The sequence below is a fragment of the Pseudomonas sp. Marseille-Q1929 genome (assembly GCF_017316265.1).
GTDB lineage: Bacteria > Pseudomonadota > Gammaproteobacteria > Pseudomonadales > Pseudomonadaceae > Aquipseudomonas.
This window is the reverse complement of record NZ_JAFLWU010000013.1, coordinates 155,808-164,690: the sequence shown is the minus strand read 5'-3', so window position 1 is coordinate 164,690 and position 8,883 is coordinate 155,808. Positions and strand designations below refer to the sequence as shown.

Below are 8,883 nucleotides of genomic sequence, written 5' to 3'. Positions count from 1 at the left end.
CTGCGACCGTTACCGAATGCAGCCGGTAATCCCATTGCGCGCTATGCCGCGCAAACCTCGACCTGGCTTGCCCCGACTGTTTGACCGGCCCAAATACCGGCAACGGAACATCATTGAGCGGATGTTTAGCTGGCTGAAAGAAAATCGCAGGATCGGCACTCGCTATGACAAGCTGGCCAAGAGCTTTGCAGCCATGGTCACCTTGGCCTGCAGCCTACGTTGCATGCGGCAATACTTTTCGTACAAAGCCTAGTCAGAAATCTACAAACCAGTTGTAAAATCGATACCCCGCGATAACTGACACTGCGCATGTGGTTAGGCTCAATAGAGGCCATTGTCCTTCAACGCCCAGCCACCACTGCACTTTGAACAGAAACGCTCCCATCACCACACAGGCCAGAACACCTAGAGCTAGGCCAATTAACGCAAATAGCCGAGTCCCTAACCCCGGATTTCCGCCATGCCAATTCTCACTCAGGCAAAAGGGACAGTGATTCGACGAAGGCGAATAGCCCCAGAAGCCACGGCTATATGTCGCTCTCGGAACCATCGCTTTGCCACAGTTTTGACAGGTAACCATCGAGTGTTTCATACCGCACCTCAGCTCAGACGTCCTAGATGAGCCCATGGTGCGCGACCGCGGAAAAACCCCAATTGCGTGGCCCGAGCTACCCAGCGCCCCGGCCTGGGCTAGGATCAAACCCTGGTCGCCAGATAACCGATACCATGCTGTGCACGACCGACACCATCTAATGCCCGCCGGTGACTGGCTAGCTCCGCCTTGTCGCAGAACGATAATTCAGGACGCCAGTTCAACTCCCCAAATAGCCGTTCATCGAAAATATGTGCGTGGGGGCACTTATGGGGGCACTTACGCAGAATACAAACAAAAATGCATTTTAAAACAGTAACTTAGATACAAATATTTAATCCCCCCGGCTCCACCAACTCAACAAAAAAAGACGCCTAGGGCGTCTTTTTTTGTGTCTGGAAACCAGTGATTGCCAACGTTGAACAGGGTCTAGCTCAATTCGGCACGCAGTGCGCCCCAAATTGAAAAAACCTTGCACAATCACCGCACGTGTCAAAAATTTCGTTCAGCGCAGTCATTACCAGTCACTCGCCCGTGAAGTAATCACTATCGAGTTGCTTCACCTCGTACACCTGCTTGACGCTCACGCCCAGGTTGTTCTCTACCATCAGTCGCGCCAACTCAACACCGTCGATCAACACCACCTTGATATCCAACCCCAGCGCTGCAGTGCGCGCGCCCTCGGAGAACTCTGAGGTAGTGATGAACACCCCTTTACGCGCACGCTGGCGAGTCAGTGCGCCGATAAACTTATCGATCTCCGGGCGATGCACCGTGTTGATCCAACGCTTGGCCTGTAGATAAATTACGTCGAGGCCGAGCTTGTCTTCTTTGATGATGCCGTCGATACCGCCATCATTGGTCGCTTGGGTCGCCCTACCAGCCTCTTTACGCGAGCCGCCGTAACCCATGGCGATCATGAGATCGACCACCAACTGCTCAAAGAAGCTGGGGGTGGCTAGCCGAACTTGCGTCAGCAGCTCATCCGCCAGGGACTGCATCAGAGCTTGATGCGCTTCGGCCAACTGTTCGTCTGGCGTGGTTTCGGAAATACCAACGTTCAGCAGGGAGGGAGCGCCAACTGATTGCTGTTTGGTCGTATGGAAGTCCGCAAACTCGGGAAACTGCTTCAACCAGCTCACCGTGATGCGCTGCGGTCCATTAGTCAAAGCATCAAGGCCACGCGGGGTAATTTGCACCATGCCCTTGGCCGGAATGCACAGCAGCCCGGCCTTATTCAAATAGGTGCGAGCCCAGCCCACTCGATTGTTGATCACCGTCTGCTGACCAGAAGGTAGGCGCTCCTTGCGTTCGTCCTCGGTCAATTGGAATTGATCAGCCACCCGCTCGCGCAACTCATTGAGCGGTAGTGGCGCACCATTCTGAACGGTGCTCAGCACCGGGCGCATCACACTTTGAAAGTCCGGAATTGCCACTGTTGCTCCTTAATCTTACCGGCTGCTAGGCGCCGCCCACACGGGCTTCGTCGAAGGAAGCCGCGGTCTTGAGCATCTTCAAAATCACCAGCGCAAACGCGCGGCTCTTCGTTTCGTTATCTAGCACTTCCAGCGAGAGCTTCTCGTGGTCAGTCATAGCGTCCAACACTGTATCGAGGACACGCTTGGGAAACAGGCCGTGCATCACTTGATCCACCGAATGATTGTTCACCTGGGCCATCACATCTTCCTGACGGCTGATCCGCTGGGCGATGCCGGTAAGGAACTGCAGTTGGTCGTCGTCGCTCACTTCGGCACCGAAGATATCGTTCAGCGCCTCAATGATTTCGGATAAGCGCTTCTTCTCCGGATCATGCGGCTTACCACTGCCCACGTCACTGCCGGGTTTGACGGTGTATTTGCCAGTTTCCTCGTTCAGGCGTATCAGGTGTTCCGCGCGCTTGCTCAGGCGGTAGTGGCTCAGTTGCAGCTCGCCCACATCCACGTCGTCCTCTAGCAGGCGATCAACGCGCAGCAGCGGGTGCAGATGCTTGGCGTACACACAGAGCTGCTCTAGTTCGCGATCTTCGTAAGGCACGATCTGCGACAGAAACTCGTACAGGCGCACAAAGCTTTGCAGGTTCTTGCGGAATAGGTCGAGCTGATCGACCTGCTCGCCAGCTTCTTTTAATGCGTGCTCGGCTTTTTTCAAGCCAGCGCTGTCCCCATTGGCTTCAGCGGTGCGCTTGTAATCGAGCGCCTGCTGACGAGATTCCAACGAGAAGGCATAGCGTTTGGCAAACCGCTCTTTAGCCGGCGCGCAGTAATAACTGAGCTTGCTGGCTTGGGCTTTAGGGTCGAAGAAGGCCAAGGCAAACGCTTCGACCTCTTGCCAGTGATAGATACCCTCGGCATCCAGCTTCTTTTGCAGGTCATAGATGATCTGCGGGTCTGTCACGTCGGTCAGCTCAGCCTTGGTGTAGTACGGCAAGAAGGCGTCGAGAATATCCTGCGGCTCGTTAAAGAAGTCGAGGATAAAGGTTTGTTTGTTGTCACCAAAGGTGCGATTCAACCGCGATAAGGTCTGCACGCAGTCCACACCTTGGAGTTTCTTATCCACGTACATGGCGCACAGCTTGGGCTGATCGAAGCCGGTCTGATACTTATTGGCCGCGATCATCACATTGAAGTCTTGGGTGTCGAAAGCATCCGCCAGGTCGCGACCATTCAGGCCCGAGTTAAGAAGGCTGCTGTTTTCCGTGACCTCTTCGGGTATAACCTCATCCGGCAACACGCTGCCGGAGAACGCCACCAGCGGGTGCACATCGTTGTAACCCATCTGCTGCACATAAGCTTTTAATGCCAGCTGATAACGAACAGCTTCTTGACGACTGCTGGTCACTACCATGGCCTTGGCCTGACCATTGAGCAGACCGCGAATGTTGGCGCGGAAATGCTCTACGATCACTTCGACCTTCTGGCTGATGTTATACGGGTGTAAGCGCACCCAACGCGCCAACTTGATGCGCGCTTTTTTGCTGTCCACCTCATCGTCTTCGCCATCCGGGTGGGCGATCTTCCAGGCGGTGCTGTAGGTCGTGTAGTTGCGCAGTACGTCGAGGATAAAACCCTCCTCAATGGCCTGACGCATGGAATACAGGTGAAATGCCTCCGGCTTATTGCTGGAGCTGGCCGGCAGCGTTGGGTCGACCGGGCGCCCGAACAGCTCCAGGGTCTTGGCTTTGGGTGTTGCAGTGAACGCGTAGTAGCTGATGCGCTCATTGGGTTGGCGAGCTTGTACGGCTGCATCCAGTAGCTCTTCGGCGCTGACCTCCTCTGCTTCCAGCGCATCGCTGCCGAGAGTCTGTTTCAGCTTGCTCGCCGATGAGCCAGTTTGCGAGGAGTGCGCCTCGTCTGCGATCACCGCATAGCGCCCGCTGGCCAGCTTGGGATACTTGTCCAGCGCATCGAACAGCGCCGGGAAGGTCTGGATGGTGACGATGATGATGCGCGTCTGCTCAGCCAGGGCTTCGGCCAGTTGTTCGGATTTGCTTTGGTTGCCGATATCGCGACTAATCGGTTTGACCACGCCTTGGGCGTGTTCGAACTGGTAGATGGTGTTTTGCAGTTGGCTATCCAGCACCGTGCGGTCGGTGACCACGATCACCGAATTGAACAGGCGCTGACCGGCATCATCGTACAGCGAGGCCAATTGATGAGCGGTCCAGGCGATGGAGTTGGACTTGCCAGAGCCTGCACTGTGCTGAATCAAATATCGCTTGCCCGGCCCTTCGGTGCGGGTGGTATCGATCAGCTTATTGACCACTTCCCATTGGTGGAAACGAGGGAAGATCATTGTTTCTTTGGTCACCAGCGTGCCGTCGAAGCCTTCGCTGGTTTTCTTGTCCAAGTGCAGGAAGCGGCCCAGTACTTTTAGCCAGGCATCTGGCTGCAATAGATGCTGCCACAGGTAGCTAGTGGCGTATTGGCTGTCGTCCTCAGGCATCGGGTTGCCCGCGCCACCTTCTGCGCTGCCGAGGTTAAACGGCAAGAAGAAAGTGTCTTTACCTGCCAGCTTGGTGGTCATCGCCACTTCGTTTTGGCCCACAGCAAAGTGCACCAGCGCGCCACGTTTGAAGGTCAGCAACGGCTCGGGCTTGCGCGTCAGCGGGTCTTTTACCGGGCGATCATTGCGGTACTGGCGCTTGGCGCTTTCCACCGACTGCTTGAACTCGCTTTTCAGCTCCAGCGTCGCAGTGGGGATACCGTTGACGAACAGCACCAAGTCCAGGCGCGGGTCGTAACTCTGCCCGCTGCTGCCGGTATCACGCGCATGCGGTGAGTAAGACACCTCCGGCACAACCCGAAGGCGGTTGCACTGGTAGCGCTTGAGGGTGTCCGGGTTCATGCCGTGGTCGGGCTGGAAGCTGCACAGTTCCACCTTCACAGCCGGCAGCTTGAAGCCATGGCGCAGCACATCTAGGGTGCCGCTCTGTTCCAGCTCGCGCACGAGCTTTTGCACCAGCACGCCATCAGGATTGTTCGGGTTGGCCTTGGCGAACTTGTCCCAGCGCTCCGGCCAGGCCTCCTTGAAGTAGCCCAGTACATCTTCGGTATAGAGCGCCGTGCGGCGGTCGTAGCCGCTGGCCGTGCCGACCAGCCAGCCTTGGACGGCCAGGGCGTCGATAATGTCCTGTTGAAACTGAGCTTCCTTGCTGTCCGCCATTACACGGCCTCTTCTAGTAATTCAGGAATTGGCGCGCTGGCCAGTGGCTGCCAGCCGCGTACGTCGATTTTGCCGGTGACGGCGGCGGAGATTAGGGCGGAGCGGCGTTCTTGAAGTAACGAAAGACTCTGGATTGCTTGCTTACAAGTTTCATTCAATAAATCAGCGTTCCTAGCCACGAATTGGTCAATTTTGATTTGTTCACCTGCTGGCGGTAGAAGCACTGGCGTTCGCCGTAATGCATCAAGAGTAATTTCTTTGAATGTTGCGCCTTTTGCCATTAAGTCGAAGTAGTTTTGAGTAGCCTCGGCATTGAGGAACGCGAGAAGAAAGTTTCGCGTGATGCCTTGACCAGCCGAAATCTTTGCAGTGCCCTGCGTAAGATTGGCTACTTTCAATTCATCCGGGACCGGCAAACACTTCCCAACAGATGCGCGTATAGACATGACAATGTCTCCTGGCCGCACACGCGATCTTGCATAAGACTCATCAATTTCAGGAGATGTGAGTGGATAACCTGAGATTGGAAGTGCTTTTCCACTCATGTCGCTGGTCCGAATATATGGGATACCACCTTCAAACTCTGGGCCGGCTTGAACGATGCCGTAGGTAATTGACGTATTAGGATCTACCACATGCTTGAGTTGTTTAACTTCCCAATGCTCCGGAACTTCGCCTAGCCACTCCACTCCGGAGTCTTTCATCGGCACCGTCGGGTCGAGGCCTTTGGTGACGGCAAGAGAAATCATGGCCTTGCGCTGTTCCTTGAGCACTTCGATCAGGCGCTGCAGCTCTTCGATAAGCGCGTCGATGCGGGCGGTTTCGTGGTCGAGGAAGCGGGCGATAAAGATTTGCTCATGTTTGGGTGGATATGGTTGGAAAAACTTCCTAATTTGATCAATTCCTAGCGCTGCCCGAGTTGATCCAGTTGATAAACAATTCACCTGCTCGTATGTATGCGCCGCATCTAGGCTATACATCAAAAACTGACTATCTACATCACCAGATTTTATAAGAACTAGAGTTGCAGATAGAGCGCAACGACCGTGAGCCCGAATTTTTCTTGGCAGACCTAATGTGCCTACCTTGCAATAAACTATGTCACCCACATCTATGGAGAAACTAGCCTCTTGCTTGATAATTGCAGAAATATCCACCTTGCGCGCAGTGTCAAAATTCAATGATCCATCTTGATTAACATCTCGAATGCCAACATACGGATAGCCATCATTATTTTCAGCAAGTGCAGGGGCTCGGTGGTCAGGTTGAGGGTCTATTACCTGCGCAATGTTTTGTAGTCGGACATAACTCCAATGCTCCGGCAACTGTTCTAGCCATGTCACCCCAGATTTTTTATACGCCGAATACTTCGGGAAGCTCATGCCGAGAGGCCCTCAATCATCTGCTTGATACGGTCAGTGCAGGCTTTCAGATCGCGGTCGATCTCGACCAGCGGGCGCGGCGGCTGGAACACATAGAAGTGACGGTTAAACGGAATCTCGAAACCGACGATGCCGACTTCGCCGTCCTGGGCATCGGTCTTGCTCTCGTCGATCCAGGCATCCGGCACATGGGGGATGACTTCACGCTGGAAATAGTCGTGCACTGATTCGCCCAGCGGCACGTTCTCGTTATCGCGCAAGCCAGCGTCGGCTTCCGGCTGGCCCTTGGTGGTGCAGATATCCGCCTCGGGGTCGCGCTCGCTTAGGGCGCTCATCAGGGCTTTCAGTTCTGGTGTACTGAGGCTGATGCTGTGTGCGGTAAGAGCTTTTTTCAGCAGCTTGCTGAACTGCTCGCGGTTGCGGTGCAGTTGACTGGCGTCCATCGCTTGTAGGGCGGCCAGTAGGTATTCCTGGGCAGTGCTGTCGAGCTTTTGCAGGGCTTTTTCTTCCAGCACCTTAGCGATGCGTTCGACGCTGGTTTGGAAGTTCAGGCGCAGCGGGCGCTCGACGGTGATGCGGCGGTAGCCGAAGGCGTCGATGGGGAAGACTTTGCTCTGCCCGGTATGCTCGAAGCGGCCATACAGGCGCACCAGCTCGCTGATTTGATCCTCGGTGATGTACTGACGCTTGCTGCCCAGCGATTTGCGCATTTTGGCGTAATGCTGGCTGCCATCGATCAACTGCACCTTGCCCTGGCGCGCGGCGGCCTTGTGGTTGCTGAGTATCCACACATAGGTAGCGATGCCGGTGTTGTAAAACATGTCGGTCGGCAACGCGACAATGGCTTCGACCAGATCGTTCTGCAGCAGGTAGCGGCGAATTTCCGACTCACCCGAACCCGCGCCGCCGGTAAACAGCGGCGAGCCGTTGAGGATGATGCCAATGCGCGAGCCACCGTCGCGCGGGTCACGCATCTTGCTGACCAGGTGCATGAGGAACAGCAGCGAGCCGTCTGACACGCGCGGCAGCCCAGGGCCGAAGCGCCCGTCGAAGCCTTTGTGACTGTGCTCATCGGTGATCTGCTTCTGCACCTTTTTCCATTCAACGCCGAACGGCGGGTTGCTGAGCATAAAGTCGAAGCGCTTGTCGGCCAACTGGTCGTTGGAAAGGGTGTTGCCGAGCTTGATACTGGCTACGTCCTGGCCCTTGATCAGCATGTCCGCCTTACAGATGGCGTAGGACTCAGGGTTGAGCTCCTGACCGTGCAGCGACACGCTAACCTTTTCGCTGATGGCCTGAATGTACTCATCACCCTCGGACAGAAAGCCACCGGTGCCGGCGGTTGGGTCGTAGATGGTGACGATGCTGTTGGGCGCGAGCTTGTGGTCCTGGTCGGTAATCACCAACGAGGTAGTGAGGTGCACGATATCGCGCGGGGTGAAGTGCTCCCCGGCGGTTTCGTTGGAGCTTTCTGCGAACTTGCGGATCAGCTCTTCGAAGATGATGCCCATGCCGAAGTTGCTGATGAACTCGGGGCTCAGATCAGTTGCCGCGAAACGCTGCACCACCTGGTACAGCAGGTTGGCGGTTTCCAACTGCTGTACGAAGTCTTCGAAGTGGAAATGCTCGAAGATCTCGCGTGCATCTTTGCTGAACGCCTGCACGTAGCTCATCAAGTCGGCGGCAGTCTGTGTGTCAGACAACGTACCAAGGGCCAGCGGCGAGGCGTTGAAGAACTGCTGACCGGCAGCTCGCAGCAGAATCATCTCGCGCACGGTATCCGGTCGGCCTTCTTGGGCGAAGGTCTGCTTGATGACCTCATTCTTGGTCGGAGCAAGCACGCACTCCATGCGCCGTAACAAGGTGAACGGAAGAATGATGCGGCCGTATTGCGATTGTTTAAAGTCACCGCGCAGCAGATCGGCAATGGACCAAAGAAACGCTGCCGTCTGGGAATGATTTTCCGTGTTCACGCAATAACTCCTTGGAGTACGGGCAAAAACGTAAGTCTAACACCTGAGAGTGCCCATCCGGAGCGTGCACTTTAGGTTGTGAAATGCCGCTAAACCGGGCCTCATTTTGGACGGCTTTGCCAGTACCGAGAGCTAACCGTAGGTCGTTTCACTGCCAACGGCAGTTACAAAACGTATGGGTCACCGGGGCCAATAAGGCGCTGGGGAGTACGATAAGCCCACACTGCATTTGGATCGGCCACTTAACCAGCGCAGAATATCCCGCCGCAATAGC

Annotated in this window: 5 protein-coding genes; 1 reads left to right on the top strand and 4 read right to left on the bottom strand. The window is 55.4% G+C overall.

Annotated features, from left to right (window positions below):
• Positions 1–253 (top strand): transposase (locus J1G37_RS16235; RefSeq protein ID WP_207043264.1); only part of this gene is annotated, 253 nt, incomplete at its 5' end.
• 863 nt (positions 254–1,116) lie between these two features.
• On the opposite strand, the gene J1G37_RS16230 is transcribed toward J1G37_RS16235, so the two are convergent.
• From J1G37_RS16230 to J1G37_RS16215, 4 genes are read right to left on the bottom strand one after another with little or no spacing between them, the layout of a single operon-like run.
• The gene (locus tag J1G37_RS16230; protein ID WP_207043262.1) at positions 1,117–2,028 is read right to left on the bottom strand and encodes a restriction endonuclease; all 912 of its coding nucleotides are present in this window, start codon (positions 2,026–2,028) and stop codon (positions 1,117–1,119) included.
• A 25-nt stretch (positions 2,029–2,053) separates the two neighbouring features.
• A complete protein-coding gene (locus tag J1G37_RS16225) occupies positions 2,054–5,254 on the bottom strand; it encodes a DEAD/DEAH box helicase family protein (RefSeq protein ID WP_207043260.1) in 3,201 nt (1,066 codons plus the stop codon).
• Positions 5,254–6,636 (bottom strand): restriction endonuclease subunit S, encoded by a 1,383-nt coding sequence (locus J1G37_RS16220; protein ID WP_207043258.1) that lies wholly within the window; start codon positions 6,634–6,636, stop codon positions 5,254–5,256. Before J1G37_RS16220 ends, J1G37_RS16225 begins: the two co-directional genes overlap by 1 nt.
• A complete protein-coding gene (locus tag J1G37_RS16215) occupies positions 6,633–8,609 on the bottom strand; it encodes a class I SAM-dependent DNA methyltransferase (RefSeq protein ID WP_207043256.1) in 1,977 nt (658 codons plus the stop codon). The genes J1G37_RS16220 and J1G37_RS16215 overlap by 4 nt, the downstream gene beginning before the upstream one ends.
• Between the last annotated feature and the right edge of the window lie 274 nt (positions 8,610–8,883).